The sequence below is a fragment of the Pseudomonas sp. MWU16-30322 genome (genome assembly GCF_020515535.1).
Lineage (GTDB): Bacteria > Pseudomonadota > Gammaproteobacteria > Pseudomonadales > Pseudomonadaceae > Aquipseudomonas > Aquipseudomonas fluorescens_H.
Map to the genome: position 1 here is coordinate 129,288 of NZ_JAIWYL010000001.1, position 17,124 is coordinate 146,411.

General features: G+C 63.4%; 12 protein-coding genes and 1 pseudogene. 11 read left to right on the top strand and 2 right to left on the bottom strand.

The genetic code is table 11. From position 1 onward, the window contains the following. Nucleotides 1-119 precede the first annotated feature (119 nt). Nucleotides 120-1,862, bottom strand: a complete 1,743-nt coding sequence (locus tag LCH64_RS00590) for an amidohydrolase (protein WP_226499165.1) — start codon at nucleotides 1,860-1,862, stop codon at nucleotides 120-122. Nucleotides 1,863-1,965: 103 nt separating this feature from the next. On the opposite strand from LCH64_RS00590, the gene LCH64_RS00595 reads away from it, so the two are divergent. The 8 genes from LCH64_RS00595 (at nucleotide 1,966) to LCH64_RS00630 (ending at nucleotide 10,845) form a co-directional block, all read left to right on the top strand. Further along, complete coding sequence (locus LCH64_RS00595; protein ID WP_226499166.1) at nucleotides 1,966-2,883, top strand: LysR family transcriptional regulator; 918 nt, start codon at nucleotides 1,966-1,968, stop codon at nucleotides 2,881-2,883. Between the two features lie 206 nt (nucleotides 2,884-3,089). After that, nucleotides 3,090-3,707: a transcriptional repressor LexA gene (gene lexA / locus LCH64_RS00600; RefSeq protein ID WP_226499167.1), complete on the top strand. Its 618-nt coding sequence runs from the start codon at nucleotides 3,090-3,092 to the stop codon at nucleotides 3,705-3,707. Beyond that, entirely contained in the window at nucleotides 3,707-4,324 is a 618-nt protein-coding gene (gene imuA / locus LCH64_RS00605; protein ID WP_226499168.1) for a translesion DNA synthesis-associated protein ImuA, read from the top strand. The genes lexA and imuA overlap by 1 nt, the downstream gene beginning before the upstream one ends. Nucleotides 4,325-4,331: 7 nt before the next feature. Then, a complete protein-coding gene (locus LCH64_RS00610) occupies nucleotides 4,332-5,747 on the top strand; it encodes a DNA polymerase Y family protein (RefSeq protein ID WP_226499169.1) in 1,416 nt (471 codons plus the stop codon). Next, nucleotides 5,744-8,821: an error-prone DNA polymerase gene (locus LCH64_RS00615; RefSeq protein WP_226499170.1), complete on the top strand. Its 3,078-nt coding sequence runs from the start codon at nucleotides 5,744-5,746 to the stop codon at nucleotides 8,819-8,821. Before LCH64_RS00610 ends, LCH64_RS00615 begins: the two co-directional genes overlap by 4 nt. Nucleotides 8,822-9,105: 284 nt before the next feature. After that, complete coding sequence (locus LCH64_RS00620; RefSeq protein WP_167734216.1) at nucleotides 9,106-9,792, top strand: CsgG/HfaB family protein; 687 nt, start codon at nucleotides 9,106-9,108, stop codon at nucleotides 9,790-9,792. Between the two features lie 28 nt (nucleotides 9,793-9,820). Further along, entirely contained in the window at nucleotides 9,821-10,189 is a 369-nt protein-coding gene (locus LCH64_RS00625; RefSeq protein WP_226499171.1) for a DUF4810 domain-containing protein, read from the top strand. Continuing rightward, entirely contained in the window at nucleotides 10,186-10,845 is a 660-nt protein-coding gene (locus tag LCH64_RS00630; RefSeq protein ID WP_003225580.1) for a DUF799 domain-containing protein, read from the top strand. Before LCH64_RS00625 ends, LCH64_RS00630 begins: the two co-directional genes overlap by 4 nt. Before the next feature lie 150 nt (nucleotides 10,846-10,995). On the opposite strand, the pseudogene LCH64_RS00635 reads toward LCH64_RS00630, so the two are convergent. Beyond that, nucleotides 10,996-11,073, bottom strand: a pseudogene (locus tag LCH64_RS00635) (flavin reductase family protein); the annotation flags it as partial. Nucleotides 11,074-11,196: 123 nt separating this feature from the next. On the opposite strand from LCH64_RS00635, the gene LCH64_RS00640 reads away from it, so the two are divergent. From LCH64_RS00640 to LCH64_RS00650, 3 genes are all read left to right on the top strand, one after another. Next, nucleotides 11,197-11,886, top strand: coding sequence for a GntR family transcriptional regulator (locus LCH64_RS00640; protein ID WP_045122485.1), 690 nt, complete (start codon nucleotides 11,197-11,199; stop codon nucleotides 11,884-11,886). Between the two features lie 133 nt (nucleotides 11,887-12,019). Beyond that, the gene (locus tag LCH64_RS00645) at nucleotides 12,020-14,131 is read left to right on the top strand and encodes a PAS domain-containing hybrid sensor histidine kinase/response regulator (protein WP_226499172.1); all 2,112 of its coding nucleotides are present in this window, start codon (nucleotides 12,020-12,022) and stop codon (nucleotides 14,129-14,131) included. Between the two features lie 188 nt (nucleotides 14,132-14,319). Continuing rightward, nucleotides 14,320-16,953 carry an excinuclease ABC subunit UvrA gene (locus tag LCH64_RS00650; protein ID WP_226499173.1) on the top strand — a complete coding sequence of 878 codons (2,634 nt, stop codon included), beginning with the start codon at nucleotides 14,320-14,322 and terminating at the stop codon, nucleotides 16,951-16,953. Nucleotides 16,954-17,124: the final 171 nt, after the last annotated feature.

Consider the following 17,124-nt stretch of genomic DNA (forward strand, 5'->3'; position numbering starts at 1 on the left):
GAAAGTCCCTGTGGGAGCGGGCTTGCTCGAGAAGACGGTGGGTCAGGTATCGAAATGTTTGCTGACCGGACGCCTTCGGGAGCAAGCCCCCTCCCACAAAAGAGGGAGGGATCCTGTTGTTATTGGGCGGCGGTGTAGACCTGACGCCCACCAAACCAGGTTTGTAGAACCTGGGTGTCATGCAGGGCTTTTTCGTCGACGCTGAACACGTCGCGGTCGACCACGATGAAATCCGCCTGTTTGCCCGGCGTCAGCGAGCCGATCTGCTGGTCGAGGCCGATGGTCCGCGCCGCGTTGGCGGTGTAGGCGTAGAACATGATTTCGCGGTCCAGACGCTCGTCGGCATTCAGCACCCCCAGCGGGCCGACGCGGGTGATGGCCTGGGCCATGGCGTTGAACGGATTGGGCGACGACACCGGCCAGTCGCTGGCACCGGCAATCGTCGCACCCTGTTTCAACAGCGAGTGCGCCGGGTATTGATAGCGGAAGGCGAGGGCGCTGACGTAGGGCTTGATCATGTCGGTGGTGTAGTCATCGGCGCTGGCCCACAGCAATTGCATCGAGGCGACCACGTTCAGCGGTTTGAAGCGGGCGAACTCTTTTGGATTGACCATTTGCAGGTGGGTGATCGAGTGAGTAATGCCGCTCTGCCGATCCTTGCGCGCGCGTTCGATGCCATTGAGTGATTCCCGCACCGCACGGTCGCCGATGGCGTGGATGTGCACCAGCCAGCCGCGCTGGTCGATGGCGCTGACCAGTTCGCCGAAATGCTGCGGGTCAATCAGCAGCTCGCCCTGTTTGTGCGAGTTGCGGTACGGATCGATCATCGCCGCGCTCTGCGCCGGGTACTCGATCACGCCATCGGCGAAGATCTTGACTCCGGGCAGGGTCAGGTTGGGGATGTCCTGAAATTGATGGCGCACCTTATCCAGCGTATCGAGATCGGCCGGCAGGCTTTTCGGGTTGGCGACCAGCAACGCTGCAACGTGCACGCTCATGTCGCCGCTTTCCGACAGCGCTTTGTAGGCCGGCAGCACGCCGACGGTTTTCTCGGTGGGTTTGAGGGCGAAGACCGGCTCGCCCGGTGCGGCGTTGGCGGCGGGGTCCATCCACGCGGTGATGCCGAGGCTGTTGTTGAAGCGCACAGCGGATTTGGCCGCGGTGAGCATATCGGCCGGGCTCGGCACCGGCATTTTCGCGGCGACCCGGTCCCAACCGGCATCGACCAGAAAGCCGTTGGGCTCGCCGCTGGCCAGTTTGCCGATCGTGTCTTGTTCCGCAGCGGGCAGGGTCTTGAGCAACGCCGCGTCGATGCCGGCGCGCTTGAGCATCACGTTGTTGGCCCACGCGGTGTGGTGATCGCTGCCGGTGAACACCACCGGCACGTCAGCCCATTCGCCGTGGTTGAAGGTCTTGCCCAGCGCTTCGGCCTGCGCCCAGTACGCTGAACTCATGCCGGCAATGCTCAGCACATCGCCATGTCTGGCCTTGCCGTCGTCACGCCAGGCGCGCAGGCGTTTTTCCAGTTCATCGAGGGCGACGACTTCGTCTTCCATGTTGGCCGAGACCATTTCCAGGCCACCGAAAATCGCGTGGGAATGGCTGTCGATCAAGCCAGGCATCAGTGTCTTGCCGCCGAGGTCGATGACTTGGGTGCCGGGCTCGATCAGCGCCTTGATCTGTGCGTCGCTACCGACTTTCAGCACTTTGCCGTTTTCCACGGCCAGCGCCTGCACCTCCGGTTGCGTGCGGTCGGCAGTGAAAATCTTGCCGTTGACCAGTACCAGATCGGTGGCGGCCATGGCTTCCATCGAGGCAAAACTTATAGCGGTAACCAACAGGCTCGGGATGAATCTTTTCATTGAAGATTTCCTTGTTATTGCGTCTGATGGCCAGATTAGTGGCTGACACTGGCCGACAGAACGCCTTCCTCACGAAAAACGTTTTTGCCTGAATGGAAAAAGCATGGACAAGCTGGGTGCACTGAAAATGTTCGTGGTCACCGCACAGTTCGGCAGTTTCAGCCGTGCGGCCGAGCAACTGGGCAAGACTCCGTCGGCCCTGACCAAAGCGGTCAATCACCTGGAAATGGAACTCGGCGCGCGACTGTTTGAGCGCAGCACACGGCGGATTCTGCTCACCGAAATCGGCCGGGTCTATCTGGAAACCGCGCGGCTGGTGTTGCAGCGGCTGGAGGAGGCCAGCGAGGAAATCGAGCAGTTGCAGCACGGTCTGCGCGGCAGCCTGAAAATCACTGCACCGTTGGCGTACGGGCGGGCTTTTCTCGATCAGGCGTGTGACGGTTTTTTGCAGCAATACCCGCAGATCAGCCTGCAAGTGGATCTGTGCGACGCGTTCGTCAATCTGCTGGAAAGCGGCTATGACCTGGCCTTGCGCGAAGGCCATGACGACCTGCCGGGGCTGATTGCCCGGGTGGTCGGCAGCAACCGTCTGGCGTTGTGCGGCAGCGCGGACTATCTGGCGCGCAAAGGGTTGCCGGTCACCCCGCAAACCCTCGAACAGCATGAATGGCTGCTGTATCAGCATCCGTTGCTCAGCCGCGAGTTCTGGTGGGCCGAGCGCGACGGCCAGCGCCTGAGCCTGGCGCAACCGACGGCGCCGCGCTTGCGCAGCGACAATTACGACCTGTTGCTGGCCAGCGCGCTGGCCGGACGCGGCTTGCTGCACACGCCGCTGTGGAGCGCCGCGCCGTACATTGCCGATGGGCGTCTGGTGCGGGTCATGGCTGACTACGAAATCGACCCCGACACCTTCGGCCCGCACATTCTTGCGGTGTACCCGAGCCATCGGCGGGCCACGGCCAAGGTCGTCGCATTCATCGATTACATCGCCTCCTTCCTCGCCGAACGTGGCCTCAACTGACACCCCGTTCCCCTGTAGGAGCTGCCGCAGGCTGCGATCTTTAAAAAGATCAAAAGATCGCAGCCTTCGGCAGCTCCTACACAGTCCCGAGTCGCCTCCTTTGTAGGAGCTGCCGAGTGAAACGAGGCTGCGATCTTTTGATCTTTGTGGAAGGTCGGCTTGGGCCGACTGGCGGTGCTTGTCAGTAAAATCCCGCAGGAGTACAAATGTACTCCATGACAAACCTGACTCCCCGCCGTACCGCCATCATGACCTTTATCCGCGAACGCATCGCCGAACACGGTCAGCCCCCAAGCCTCGCTGAAATCAGCGAGGCTTTTGGTTTTGCCTCGCGCAGCGTGGCGCGCAAGCATGTGCTGGCGCTTACCGAAGCCGGGTTTATCGAGGTCAATCCGCATCAGGCCCGGGGCATTCGCCTGCTCGGGCAGCCGGCGCGGCCGGAGCTGCTGGATATTCCGGTGCTCGGCCGGGTGGCCGCCGGTGCGCCGATCGGTGCCGATGCCGATATCCATAGCCGCTTGATGCTCGACCCGGCGCTGTTCTCCCGTACCCCCGACTACATGCTGCGGGTGCAGGGCGATTCGATGATCGAGGACGGCATTCTCGACGGCGATCTGGTCGGTGTGCGGCGCAATCCCGAAGCGCTCAACGGCCAGATCGTCGTGGCGCGGCTCGATGGCGAAGTGACGATCAAACGCTTCGAGCGCGTCGGCGATGAGGTCCGGCTGCTGCCGCGCAACCCGGCGTACCAGCCGATTGTCGTGCGCGATGATCAGGACCTGGCCATCGAAGGCGTGTTCTGCGGTCTGGTGAGGCAAGGCTGATGGGCGCCGTCGTTGCACTCGATACGCTGTTCAATGGCGGCCAGGTCTGGAAGGGCCGGCCTGCGCCGCCGACGGCCAGCCCGCAACCCACCGGCCATGCCGCGCTGGATGCGGCACTGCCCAGCGGTGGCTGGCCGGAAGCGGCGCTGAGCGAAATCCTCCTGGCCGGGCCCGGGGTCGGCGAGCTGCAACTGGTGTGGCCGACCCTGGCGCGGCTGTCGGCGGCGGGCGAGCGCATCGTGCTGGTGGCACCACCGTTCGTGCCGTACCCGCAGGCGTGGGCGAACGCCGGGGTCGATCTGCGTCAGTTGTCGGTGATTCAGGCCAGCGAGCGCGATGCCTTGTGGGCGGCGGAACAATGCCTGCGCTCGGGCAGTTGCGGCGCGGTGCTGTGCTGGCCGCAAAAGGCCGATGACCGCGCGTTGCGGCGTTTGCAGGTGGCGGCGGAAACCGGCCAGACCCTGGCGTTTGCCTGGCGCCCGTTGAGCGAGGCGATCAATCCCTCGCCGGCCGCGTTGCGCATCGCCATCGACGCCAGACCGGCCCAGTTGCGCGTGCTCAAGTGCCGTGGCGGACTGGCGCGCACGGCGCCGATTGCGTTTGCCGTGGGGCACTGAGGTCATCATGCGCTGGGTGTGTATCTTGTTCCCGCAATTGGCCCTCGACGCCGTGCTGCGTCAGCGTGCCGATCCCGCTGAGCCGTTGGTGCTGCTCAGTGGCCCGGCCCAGCGCCGGGTGCTGCAAGCGGTCAATCCGGCGGCGCGTCAGCTCGGCCTGCGCGCCGGGCAGTCGATGACCGCCGCGCAAGCCCTGAGCAAAGGCTTTGCCACCGCCGATTACGACCTGGCCGAGGTCGAGCGCTGGCAGCAGTTTCTCGCCGCGTGGGCTTACCGGTTCAGCGCGCAGGTCAGCGTGCATTACCCGCGCACCGTGGTGTTCGAGATCGAGTCGAGCCTGGGTCTGTTCGGCTCCTGGGCGCAGTTCGAAGCGCGGCTGCGCAAGGAACTGACTGAGCTGGGTTTCCGCCATCGCATCGTTGCCGCGCCCAATCCGGTGGCGGCGCGGGTGCTGGCCAACGCCTACGACGGCCTCGTAGTACCGGACGGCGAAGCCCTGCAGCATCACCTCGGACAGTTGCCTGTCGACCGCGTCGGGCTGGAGCCGCAGGTCGCCACCGCGCTGACGCGTATGGGCCTGCGCAACCTGAACCAACTGCAGAGCCTGCCGCGTCAGGCCCTGGCCCGGCGCTTCGAAGCGTCGATGCTCAAGCATCTCGACACCTTGTTCGGGGCACGACCGCTGGCCTTGGCGTTCTATCTGCCGCCGGATCGTTTCGATGTGCGCATCGAACTGAATTTCGACGTGCAATCCCATCAGGCGCTGCTGTTCCCGTTACGGCGTCTGACCGCTGACCTGTCGGCGTTCCTCTGCGGGCGTGACAGCGGCGTGCAGCGTTTCGACCTGCATTTGGAACACGCCGGGCTGCCAGACACGCTGATCAAGGTCGGCCTGCTCAGCGCCGAGCGCGATCCGGCGATGCTTTTCGAGCTGGCCCGTGGACGACTGGAGCAAGTCCAGGTCGAGGCCCCGGTGCGTGGCTTCCGCCTGCGTGCCGAAGATCTGCCGAGTTTTGTGCCGCAGTGTCAGGAACTGTTCGATGACCGTCCGCAACAGACCTTGCCCTGGGAGCAATTGCGCGAACGCCTGCGTGCGCGGCTCGGCGATGAGGCGGTGCAGGGCCTGCGCTTCCAGGCCGACCATCGCCCGGAATGCGCCTGGCAGAACGCTGTCGACAAGCAACGTTGCACAGGTTTACCGAGCGTGCAGCGCCCGGGCTGGCTGCTCGGCGAACCGCAAAGCGTGCCGGACGGTTCGGCGCGGATCCTCATGGGCCCCGAGCGCATCGAATCCGGCTGGTGGGACGGTGACGATGTGCGCCGCGATTACTACCTGATCCAGAACCGTGCCGGTCAGCAGGGCTGGGCCTATCGGGCCGTGGGCGAGGGTGGTCCGTTGTGGCTGCAGGGCTGGTTTGCATGAACGACGGCTATGCCGAGCTGCACTGCCTGTCGAACTTCAGTTTCCAGCGCGGCGCCTCCAGTGCCCTTGAGCTGTTCCAGCGGGCGAAAAAGCACGGCTATCAGGCGCTGGCGATCACCGATGAGTGCACGCTGGCCGGGATCGTTCGGGCCTGGCAAGCGGCGAAATCGGTTGAACTGCCGCTGATCATCGGCAGCGAAATCCGCATCGACAACGGCCCGAAACTGGTACTGCTGGTGGAGAACCTTGCGGGCTATCAGGCCTTGTGCGGCTTGATCACTCAGGCCCGACGGCGTACGCAGAAGGGCCAGTACCAAGTGCTGCGCGAGGACCTCAGCGAGCCGTTGCCGGGTTTGCTCACGCTGTGGGTGCCGGACAGCGTCGATGACGTGGAGGAGGGGCGCTGGCTGAAGCAGACCTTCGGCGAGCGCCTGTATCTGGCGGTGCAGCTGCATCGCGGGCAGGACGACCAGCGTCGGTTGGCGGCACTGCTTAACCTGGCGGACCAGCTGCAGATTCTCGCCGTGGCCAGCGGCGATGTGCACATGCACGCCCGTGGCCGGCGCGCCCTGCAGGACACCATGACCGCGATCCGCCATCACGTCCCGGTGGCCGAGGCCGGATTGCGCCTGCACCCCAATGGCGAGCGGCATCTGCGCAGCCTCGACGTGTTGCGCGAGCTGTATCCGCAAGCGTTGCTCGACACCTCGGTGCAACTGGCGCGGCGCTGCACTTTCGAGCTGAGCGAGTTGCGCTATCAGTATCCGAAGGAGCTGGTGCCAGAGGATCACACCGGCAGTTCCTGGCTGCGCCAGTTGACTAAAGAGGGCATCGCCTGGCGCTGGAAAAAAGGCGCGCCCTTCAAGGTGCTGAGGCAGATCAACAAGGAACTGAAGCTGATCGCCGAACTCGGCTACGAAAGCTACTTCCTCACCGTGCACGACGTGGTGCGCTTTGCCCGCGATCAGCAGATTCTCTGTCAGGGCCGCGGTTCGGCGGCCAATTCGGCGGTGTGTTATGCCTTGGGCATCACCGAGATCGATCCGGATCGCACCACGCTGCTGTTCGAACGTTTCATGTCGAAAGAGCGCAACGAGCCGCCGGACATCGACGTCGACTTCGAGCACGAACGCCGTGAAGAAGTCCTGCAATACGTGTTCCGCCGTTATGGCCGGCGGCGTGCGGCGCTGACGGCGGTGGTCAGCACCTACCACGCCGCCGGGGCGGTGCGTGATGTGGCCAAGGCCCTTGGGCTGCCGCCGGATCAGATCAATGCACTGGCCGATTGCTGCGGCCACTGGAGCGACGAAACACCGCCACTGGCGCGCTTGCTCGAAGGCGGGTTCGACCCCGACAGCCCGGTGCTGCGTCGGGTGCTGAGCTTGACCGGGCAACTGATCGGCTTCCCCCGGCACTTGTCGCAGCATCCTGGCGGCTTCGTGATTTCCGAGCAGCCGCTGGATACGCTGGTGCCGGTGGAAAACGCCGCCATGGCCGAGCGCACGATCATTCAGTGGGACAAGGACGACCTCGATGCGGTCGGGCTGCTCAAGGTCGACATCCTCGCCCTCGGCATGCTCAGTGCCATCCGCCGTTGCTTCGATCTGCTGCGTCGTCACCGGCATCTCGATCTGAGCCTGGCGACGATTCCAGACAAAGACAAACCGACCTACGAGATGATCAGCCGCGCCGACACCATCGGCGTGTTTCAGATCGAGTCGCGGGCGCAGATGTCGATGCTGCCGCGGCTGAAACCGGCGAAGTTCTACGATCTGGTGATCGAAGTGGCGATCGTCCGCCCAGGGCCGATTCAGGGCGGGATGGTCCATCCGTACCTGCGCCGGCGTAACAAGGAAGAACCGGAAACCTATCCCTCGCCGGAGCTGGAAGTGGTGCTCAAACGCACCCTCGGCGTGCCGCTGTTTCAGGAACAGGTGATGCAGATCGCCATCGTCGCCGCCGACTACAGTCCCGGCGAGGCCGATCAGTTGCGTCGTTCGATGGCCGCGTGGAAACGCCATGGCGGCCTGGAGCCGCACAAGGAACGCCTCGCCGCCGGCATGAAGAAAAACGGCTACACCGAGGAATTCGCCGCGCAGATCTTCGAGCAGATCAAGGGTTTCGGCAGCTATGGTTTTCCCGAGTCCCACGCCGCCAGTTTTGCTTTGCTGACCTACGCCAGTTGCTGGCTGAAGTGCCACGAACCGGCAGCGTTTGCCTGCGCGTTGATCAACAGTTGGCCGATGGGTTTTTACAGCCCGGATCAGATCCTTCAGGACGCCCGTCGGCATCAGTTGCAGATCCGTCCGGTGGACGTGCGCGCCAGCGACTGGGATTGCAGCCTGGAACCGATCAGCGGCGCGCAGCCGGCGATCCGCATGGGCCTGCGGATGATCAAGGGCTTTCGCGAGGATGACGCCCGGCGCATCGAAGCGGCGCGGGCGCGCGGGGCGTTTGCCGATGTCGCCGATATGGGCGAGCGGGCCGCGCTCGACAGTCGCGCCCAGGCGCTGTTGGCTGACTCCGGCGCGTTGCGCGGCATGGCCGGGCATCGGCATCGCGCACGCTGGGAAGTGGCCGGGGTGCAGAAACAGCTGGGCCTGTTTGCCGGGTTGCCGAGCCAGGAAGAGCCCGATGTGCTGCTGCCCAAACCGAGTGTCGGCGAGGACCTGCAAGCCGATTACGCGACCATCGGCACCACGCTGGGGCCGCATCCGTTGGCGCTGCTGCGTGGCGAACTGAAGGCGCGACGTTGTCGCAGTTCGCAGGAGTTGCTGGACGTCGAACACGGTCGGCCGGTGAGCGTCGCCGGGCTGGTCACCGGGCGTCAGCGACCGGGCACTGCCAGCGGCGTGACTTTCGTCACCCTCGAAGACGAGTTCGGCAACGTCAACGTGGTGGTCTGGCGCGATCTGGCCGAGCGTCAGCGGCAGGTGCTGGTCGGCTCGCAACTGCTCAGGGTCGATGGCCGCTGGGAGCGCGAGGGCGAAGTGCGGCATTTGATCGCCGGACGGCTGAGCGACCTGAGTCCGCTGCTGGATGGCATTCGCGTGCAGAGCCGCGATTTTCACTAAACCCCAGAACACCCCAAATCCCCCCTGTGGGAGCGGGCTTGCTCGCGAAGACGGTGTGTCAGTTGGCAAATAAGTGGCTGACACACCGCTTTCGTCGGAACGCCGCCCGGAGCAAGCCCGCTCCCACAGGGGGATTTGTGTGCGTCCAGACAAGCCAATTCATTGGCGTCAAAAATATCTGTCGCCAATGATGGCACTTTGTCATAATGCCGCCCCTTTTCCGCTCCCCACCACCTTGCCGTGCCGGGACACACCGTTTTTTTCAGAAGGAATGCACAGTGAGAATGATCTCCCGGATGTTGGTCTCAGGCGTTGCGATTGCCGTGCTCGGCACTATCGCCGGCTCCCTTGCCGGCTGCGCCACCGAAAGCTCCCGCGCACTGCCGGTGGCCAAGGTCGAGAGCGCCACGCAAGTCTGGACCGGTGCTCGCGTACCGATGGCGGTGGGCAAGTTCGATAACCGCTCCAGCTACATGCGCGGGATCTTCTCCGATGGCGTTGATCGTCTCGGTGGCCAGGCCAAGACCATCCTGATCACTCACTTGCAGCAGACCAACCGTTTCTCGGTACTGGATCGCGACAACATGGGCGAGATCCAGCAGGAAGCGGCGATCAAGGGCCAGGCCCAGCGCCTCAAGGGTGCCGACTACGTGGTCACCGGTGACGTCACCGAGTTCGGCCGCAAGGAAACCGGCGACCACCAGTTGTTCGGCATTCTCGGCCGTGGCAAGACCCAGGTTGCCTACGCCAAGGTCAACCTGAACATCGTCAATATCAGCACGTCCGAAGTGGTGTATTCGACCCAGGGCGCCGGCGAGTACGCCTTGTCCAACCGCGAAATCATCGGCTTCGGCGGCACCGCTGCGTACGACTCCACCCTCAACGGCAAAGTCCTCGATCTGGCCATGCGCGAGGCGATCAATCGTCTGGTTGATGGCATGAACGCCGGCGCCTGGAAACCGGGTAACTGATCGACACCCATTGCAAGGAGCAACACCCATGAATCTGACTTTGTCGCGGTCGCTGCTGGCCCTGACGCTGGCCGCCAGCGCCTTGCTGGCCGGTTGCAGCAGCCCGAAAACCCTGTACCAGTGGGAAGATTACCAACCGCAGGTTTACGAATATTTCAAAGGCGAAGAGCCAAAAGAAGCCCAGGCCGAAGTGCTGGAGCGTGACCTGCAGAAGATCCGTTCCACCGGCAAGGCCGTGCCGCCGGGTTACCACGCGCACCTGGGCCTGCTGTACCTGAGCATGGGCAAGGACGATCAGATGGTGCATCAGTTCCGTACCGAGAAAGCGCTGTTCCCCGAGTCCGGCCCGTACATGGATTTTCTGCTTAAAAACGCCAAGACCGGAGACGCCAAATGATCTCGCGTACCCTTAAACTGCTGGCCGCCGGATTGGCCCTGACCGTACTCGGTGGTTGCGTCGCACCGAAAACCGTCGACTATTCGGCGTACAAGCAGGCGCGCCCGAAGACCATTCTGGTGCTGCCACCGCTGAACACCTCGCCGGACGTCAAGGCTTCCTACAGCTTGCTGTCGCAGGTGACGTTCCCATTGGCCGAAGCCGGTTACTACGTGTTGCCGATCACTCTGGTGGATGAAACTTTCCGCCAGAACGGCCTGACCACGCCGGATGACATTCATCAGGCACCGGCCAACAAGCTGAAGGAAATCTTCGGCGCCGACGCTGCGCTGTACATCACCGTGACCGAGTACGGCACGCGCTACATGGTCATCAGCAGCGAAACCGCCGTGACCGCCACCGCCAGACTGGTGGATCTGAAATCCGGCACCACGCTGTGGACCGGTTCGGCACGGGCGTCGAGCGAAGAGGGCGGCAACAACAGTGGTGGCGGCCTGGTCGGCATGCTGATCACCGCCGCGGTAAAGCAGGTGATCAACAGTTCGACCGACGCCGGATACCCGATTGCCGGCGTGGCGAGCAATCGCCTGTTGTCGGCCGGTCAGCGCGCAGGCCTGCTGTATGGCCCGCGTTCGCCGAAATACGGTACTGACTGACAATTACCGGCACGCCTGAAATCTCCTGTGGGAGCGGGCTTGCTCGCGAAAGCGGTGTGTCAGCCACTTATTTGCCAACTGACACACCGCTTTCGCGAGCAAGCCCGCTCCCACAAGGGGAAGGCGTTTCGCAGCCGATTTATTTGGCGTCGGCCAAAACCGCTCGCCAACGCCCGGTGCTTCCGTCCACGCTTGCAATGAGCGGGTCGGCAAATCGAAATCATCCCGCCGACCAATCGTATCCAGACCCTGCATCTCGACGCCGAAGGCGATATCCTGCGCCACACTTATCTGTGCAACGGCGCATAACGCTGGAACACCGTGTTCGCCCGAGGCTAAAGGAGTGTTCGAATGACCGAGAAGAAACTGGAAACCACGGTCGACCGCGTCTACCAAGGGATTTACCAGGCGATCAGCAAGCGTTCGCTGCGTCCGGGGATGAAGCTGGGCGAAGCGTCGCTGGCCGAACTGTTCAATGTCAGCCGCACGTCGGTACGCGCCGCGCTCAAGCAACTGGAAGCCGAGGGGCTGGTCACCACCGAGCCCAATAAGGGTGCATCGGTGTCGCTGCCGAGCAACGAAGAGATCCGCTCGCTGTTCGAAACCCGCCGGCTGATCGAAATCGGTATGGTCACCGAACTTTGTCGGCGTAAGGACACCGCCGCCATGCAGGTCCTGCGTGAGCACCTGCTACTGGAAGACGCAGCCCACGCGGCGGGCGATCACGAGCAACTGATTTACCTGCTCGGCGAGTTCCACCTCAAACTGGCGCGCAGCCTCAATAACCCGGTGCTGCTCGACTGGTTCCAGAAGCTGATTTCCCGCGCCTCGCTGTACGTCGCCGCGCTGGATGACGACAGCCATGAAGCCTGCCGCGACAACGAACATTTGCGCCTGATCGAATACATTGAAGCGGGTGACCAGAGCGCCGCCATCGAACTGACCTGCACGCATTTGAACGGCATCGAGAAGGCGATTCTCGACGTCGCGGCGAAGATGAAAACTGGCTACCATCCGCTCAAGCACCTGATCGGGGTTTAAAGCCGAATCGGGTGTGAAATCGGCTATAACCTAATGAAACCATTACGGCCGGTGACGCTCGAAACAGACGGGCGTCGCGGCGTTCTGCCGTCGCGATGTATCGGGCAAACACCACAGGACACCGAGTCAATCGATGCAGTTTTTATCCGATAGCCACGGTTGTGAGGGCTGGAAAGGCGAGATGGCCGGGCGCATTTGTGCGTTCGACTGGAGTCAGACCGAACTCGGCCCGCTGGACGCCTGGCCCGCCAGTCTGTGCAGCGCCGTGCAGTTGATGCTGGCGTCCCCCTTGCCGATGGTGATGCTATGGGGCCGCGCCGGCTACATGATCTACAACGACGCCTACTCGCAGTTTGCCGGTGGCCGCCACCCGTATCTGCTAGGGGTGCCGGTGGAACTGGGCTGGCCGGAAGTCGCCGAATTCAATCGGCATGTGGTCGATACCTGTCTGGCGGGTGGCACCTTGTCGTTTCGCAACAAAGAACTGGTGCTGTTGCGTGATGGCGTGCCCGAAGACGTCTGGATGGATCTGTATTACAGCCCGGTGGCGAACGATGACGGTGTGCCGGCCGGGGTAATGGCGATGGTGGTCGAGACCACCGACTTAGTGCGCTCCGAGCGCCTGCGTCAGGCGGCTGAAGATGCCTATCGCGCCGACAACGAGCGGGTACGTCTGGCGCTGAATGCCGGAGCCTTGCTTGGCTCGTTTGTCTGGGATGTGAAGAACAATGTGTTGTCGGCGGACGAGCGTTTCGCCCGCACGTTTTCGTATCCACCGGGTCAGGACCTGAGCAATCTGCCGCAGTCCCACTGCGAAGCGCGGATCCACGCGGATGATCTGGCGTGGGTGAACGATCGGGTCAGCCATTCGCTGCAGACCGGTGAGCCCTACAACGCCGAGTACCGGGTACAGCGCCCGGACGGCAGTTATCTGTGGGTGCTGGCCAGCGGCGCCTGCGAGTTCGACGAACACGGTTCGCCGTTTCGATTCCCCGGGGTGTTGATCGACATTCACGAGCGCAAGAACGCCGAAGAGTCCCTGCTCAAATTCACCCGCAACCTCGAACAGCGTGTGGCCGATGAAGTCGGGGCGCGGCTGGCGGCCGAGGAGCAATTGCGTCAGTCGCAGAAGCTCGAAGCCATCGGCGGACTGACCGGCGGCGTGGCCCACGACTTCAACAACCTGCTGCAGGTGATCGCCGGCAATCTGCACCTGCTGGCGCGGCATGAGCCGGACAATGCCAACGTGCAACGGCGGGTCAGCGCGTCGCTGGCGGCGGTCGAGCGTGGGGCCAAGCTGTCGTCGCAATTGCTCGCCTTCGCCCGGCGTCAGCCGTTGTCACCGGCGGTCTGCGATCCACGGCAGATCTTCGATGGTGTTGGCGAACTGCTGCAACGCGCCCTCGGTGAGACCATTCAAATCGACGTGCAGTTGCCGCATGAGCCGTGGCACATCAACGTCGACCGCAATCAACTGGAAAACGCCATTCTCAACCTGGCGATCAACGCCCGGGACGCGATGAAGGGCGAGGGCACCATTGTCCTCAGCGCCGTCAATACTCGGCTGGACAGCAGCTTTTGCACCGGCAAAGGCATCGTTGCCGGCGATTTCGTGCGGGTGATGGTCAGCGATACCGGCGTCGGCATTGCACCGCAAATGCTCGAGCAAGTGTTCGAGCCGTTCTTCACCACCAAGGCCGATGGTCAGGGCACCGGGCTCGGTCTGAGCATGGTGTTCGGCTTCGTCAAACAGAGTGGCGGCCACGTCGAGATCGAAAGCACCGTGGGCGAAGGCACTCGGGTGCAATTGTTCTTTCCGCGCAGCCTGCGCCCGATCCTCGAAGAGTCACCGAGCCTCGGCAAGCAGCAGGGTGGCGGCCATGAAACCATTCTGGTGGTCGAGGACAACGACGCGGTGCGCGCCTCGGCCGTGGAGTTGCTGCGCGAAGAGGGTTACCGCGTGCTGACCGCCGGCAATGGCGACGTGGCGATGCAGATGCTGCTGGACGGCGCGAAGGTGGATCTGATTTTCACCGACGTGGTGATGCCGGGGCTGATCAAAAGTTCTGATCTGGCCGCGTGGGCCAAGGTGCAGAGGCCAGCAGTGGCGGTGCTGTTCACCTCCGGCCATACCCGCGACATCATCTCGCGCAACCACCAGTTGAGCCCGGACACGCACTTGCTGGGCAAACCGTATGGCCCGCAGGCGTTGTTGCAGATGATTCGCTCGGTGCTCAGTGCCTGACTGGCTAATTCCCCTGTGGCGAGGGAGCTTGCTCCCGCTCGGCTGCGCAGCAGTCGTAAACCCGGGAACCGCAGTTTACCTGCCGGGTTGATTCGTCTGGATTTGGGGCCGCTTCGCAGCCCAGCGGGAGCAAGCTCCCTCGCCACAGGTTTTGGGTTCGACTCACATTTTCCGATCAAGGCCCGCCAATGACTTCCAAGCGTAATTCCAAGGCACCCACCGGCATGGTCCGGGTGCGTGGCGCCCGGGAACATAATCTGAAAAACGTCGACGTCGATATCCCCCGCGATGCGCTGGTGGTGTTCACCGGTGTATCCGGTTCGGGCAAGTCGTCGTTGGCCTTTTCGACCTTGTACGCTGAAGCCCAACGGCGCTATTTCGAGTCGGTGGCGCCGTATGCGCGGCGGCTGATCGACCAGGTTGGCGTGCCGGATGTCGATTCCATCGAAGGCCTGCCGCCGGCCGTGGCCCTGCAACAGCAGCGTGGCACGCCGAGCACGCGCTCGTCGGTGGGCAGCGTGACCACGCTGTCGAGCCTGATCCGCATGCTCTACTCCCGCGCCGGCAGTTACCCGCCGGGTCAGCCGATGCTCTACGCCGAGGATTTTTCGCCGAACACGCCACAGGGTGCGTGCCCCGAGTGCCATGGCCTTGGGCGAGTCTATGAGGTGACCGAGGCGCTGATGGTGCCCGATCCGAACCTGACCATCCGCCAACGCGCCGTGGCCTCCTGGCCGCTGGCCTGGCAAGGCCAGAACCTGCGCGACATCCTCGTGACCATGGGCATCGACGTCGATATCCCCTGGAAGAAACTGCCGAAAAAGCAGCGCGACTGGATTCTGTTTACCGAAGAAACCCCGACCGTGCCTGTGTACGCCGGGCTGACCCCGGAAGAAACCCGGGTTGCCCTCAAGCGCAAGATGGAGCCGAGTTATCAGGGCACCTTCACCGGCGCCCGCCGCTACATCCTGCACACCTTCACCCACTCGCAAAGTGCGCTGATGAAGAAGCGTGTTTCGCAGTTCATGCTCGGCAGCCCGTGTCCGTTGTGCGACGGCAAGCGCCTCAAGCGCGAAGCGTTGTCGGTGACCTTTGCCGGTTACGACATCGGTGAACTGTCGCAGATGCCGTTGCTGCAAGTGGCCGAAGTACTGCGGCCAGTCGCAGCTGCAACGTATCTGCAGCAGTCCGAAGAAAGCGGCGAAACCCTCAGTCATGCGCAAACCCGTGAGGCCCGCCAGCAGCGTGTCGCTCATGGTGCCAGCGGCCACACAAGTGCGCCGGACGTGCGCCACACACCGAACCTGTCGCTGGAAAAACGCCTGGCGGCGCAACGGATTGCCGAGGACTTGCTGGAACGGGTCAGCACCCTGACCGATCTGGGTCTCGGTTATCTGGCGCTGGAGCGCAGCACGCCGACGCTGTCGTCCGGCGAGCTGCAGCGTCTGCGTCTGGCGACGCAATTGGGTTCGCAGTTGTTCGGCGTGATCTATGTGCTCGACGAGCCGTCCGCCGGTCTGCATCCGGCCGATGGCGAGGCGCTGTTCGAAGCCTTGCAGCGCTTGAAGGCCGACGGCAATACGCTGTTTGTGGTCGAGCATGACCTGGAAACCATGCGCCGCGCCGACTGGCTGATCGACGTCGGCCCGGCAGCGGGCGAGAAGGGTGGGCGGGTGCTGTACAGCGGCCCGCCGGCCGGGCTGGCCGAGGTTGCAGCGTCGCAGACCCGCGCCTATCTGTTCGCGGAAAGCCAGCGGCAGGTCCGTACTGTGCGCAAGCCGACCGGGTGGCTGAAACTCGATGGCATCAGCCGCAATAACCTGCACAACCTCAGCGCTGAATTTCCCTTGGGCTGCTTCACCTCGGTGACCGGGGTTTCCGGTTCGGGCAAGTCGAGTCTGGTCAGTCAGGCGTTGCTGGAGCTGGTCGGCGCGCAACTCGGGCGGTCGGTTGTGGAGGACGAGCCGGAAGAACTCAGCCTCGAAGACGATGCGCCACAGGCCAGCAGCGGTCAGGTGACAGCGGGGCTGGAGACGATCAAGCGCCTGGTCCAGGTCGATCAAAAGCCCATCGGCCGCACGCCGCGCTCCAACCTGGCGACCTACACCGGGCTGTTCGACAACGTGCGCAAGCTGTTCGCCGCCACGCCCGAGGCACGGGCGGCGGGGTATGACGCCGGGCAGTTTTCCTTCAACGTCGCCAAGGGCCGCTGTCCGACTTGCGAGGGTGAGGGTTTTGTCAGCGTCGAGTTGCTGTTCATGCCCAGCGTGTATGCGCCGTGCCCGACCTGTCATGGCGCGCGCTACAACCCGCAGACGTTGGCGATTGAGTGGCAAGGCCTGAGCATCGCGCAGGTGTTGCAACTGACCGTGGATGAAGCGGTCGAGGTGTTTGCCGAGCAACCGGGGATTCGTCGTTCGCTGGAGGTGCTGAGGGATATTGGCCTCGGATATCTGCGTCTGGGCCAACCGGCCACCGAGTTGTCGGGTGGCGAGGCGCAACGGATCAAACTGGCCACCGAGTTGCAGCGCAATCAGCGTGGCGCGACCTTGTATGTGCTGGATGAGCCGACCACCGGGCTGCATCCGCGTGACGTCGATCGGTTGTTGGAGCAACTGGATACGCTGGTCACCGCAGGACACACGGTGATCGTGGTCGAGCATGAAATGCGCGTGGTCGCACAGAGTGACTGGGTGATCGACATCGGCCCGGGGGCCGGGGATCAGGGCGGCAGGATTGTTGTGGCGGGCACGCCGCAAAAAGTGGCGGCGAGCAAGAAGAGCCGCACGGCGCCGTTTCTGGCGCGGGCCTTGAGCCGATAGCGACGCCGTCCCGACCGGCCCCCCGGGGGCTGCGGTGTACTCGGAAGATGACACACCGCAATCCCTTGTAGGAGTGAGCCTGCTCGCGATAGCGAAGTGTCTGCCAGAAATGAATTAACTGACCTGACGCCATCGCGAGCAGGCTCACTCCTACAGGGTCTGTGTTCTCAA

Bases quoted from the DNA above. Each gene is read 5' to 3' on its own strand.
- LCH64_RS00645 (WP_226499172.1), top strand. From the start codon at position 12,020: ATGCAGTTTTTATCCGATAGCCACGGTTGTGAGGGCTGGAAAGGCGAG.
- LCH64_RS00590 (WP_226499165.1), bottom strand. From the start codon at position 1,862: ATGAAAAGATTCATCCCGAGCCTGTTGGTTACCGCTATAAGTTTTGCC.
- LCH64_RS00615 (WP_226499170.1), top strand. From the start codon at position 5,744: ATGAACGACGGCTATGCCGAGCTGCACTGCCTGTCGAACTTCAGTTTC.
- LCH64_RS00620 (WP_167734216.1), top strand. From the start codon at position 9,106: ATGATCTCCCGGATGTTGGTCTCAGGCGTTGCGATTGCCGTGCTCGGC.
- lexA (WP_226499167.1), top strand. From the start codon at position 3,090: ATGTACTCCATGACAAACCTGACTCCCCGCCGTACCGCCATCATGACC.
- LCH64_RS00610 (WP_226499169.1), top strand. From the start codon at position 4,332: ATGCGCTGGGTGTGTATCTTGTTCCCGCAATTGGCCCTCGACGCCGTG.
- LCH64_RS00595 (WP_226499166.1), top strand. From the start codon at position 1,966: ATGGACAAGCTGGGTGCACTGAAAATGTTCGTGGTCACCGCACAGTTC.
- LCH64_RS00630 (WP_003225580.1), top strand. From the start codon at position 10,186: ATGATCTCGCGTACCCTTAAACTGCTGGCCGCCGGATTGGCCCTGACC.
- LCH64_RS00625 (WP_226499171.1), top strand. From the start codon at position 9,821: ATGAATCTGACTTTGTCGCGGTCGCTGCTGGCCCTGACGCTGGCCGCC.
- LCH64_RS00640 (WP_045122485.1), top strand. From the start codon at position 11,197: ATGACCGAGAAGAAACTGGAAACCACGGTCGACCGCGTCTACCAAGGG.
- imuA (WP_226499168.1), top strand. From the start codon at position 3,707: ATGGGCGCCGTCGTTGCACTCGATACGCTGTTCAATGGCGGCCAGGTC.
- LCH64_RS00650 (WP_226499173.1), top strand. From the start codon at position 14,320: ATGACTTCCAAGCGTAATTCCAAGGCACCCACCGGCATGGTCCGGGTG.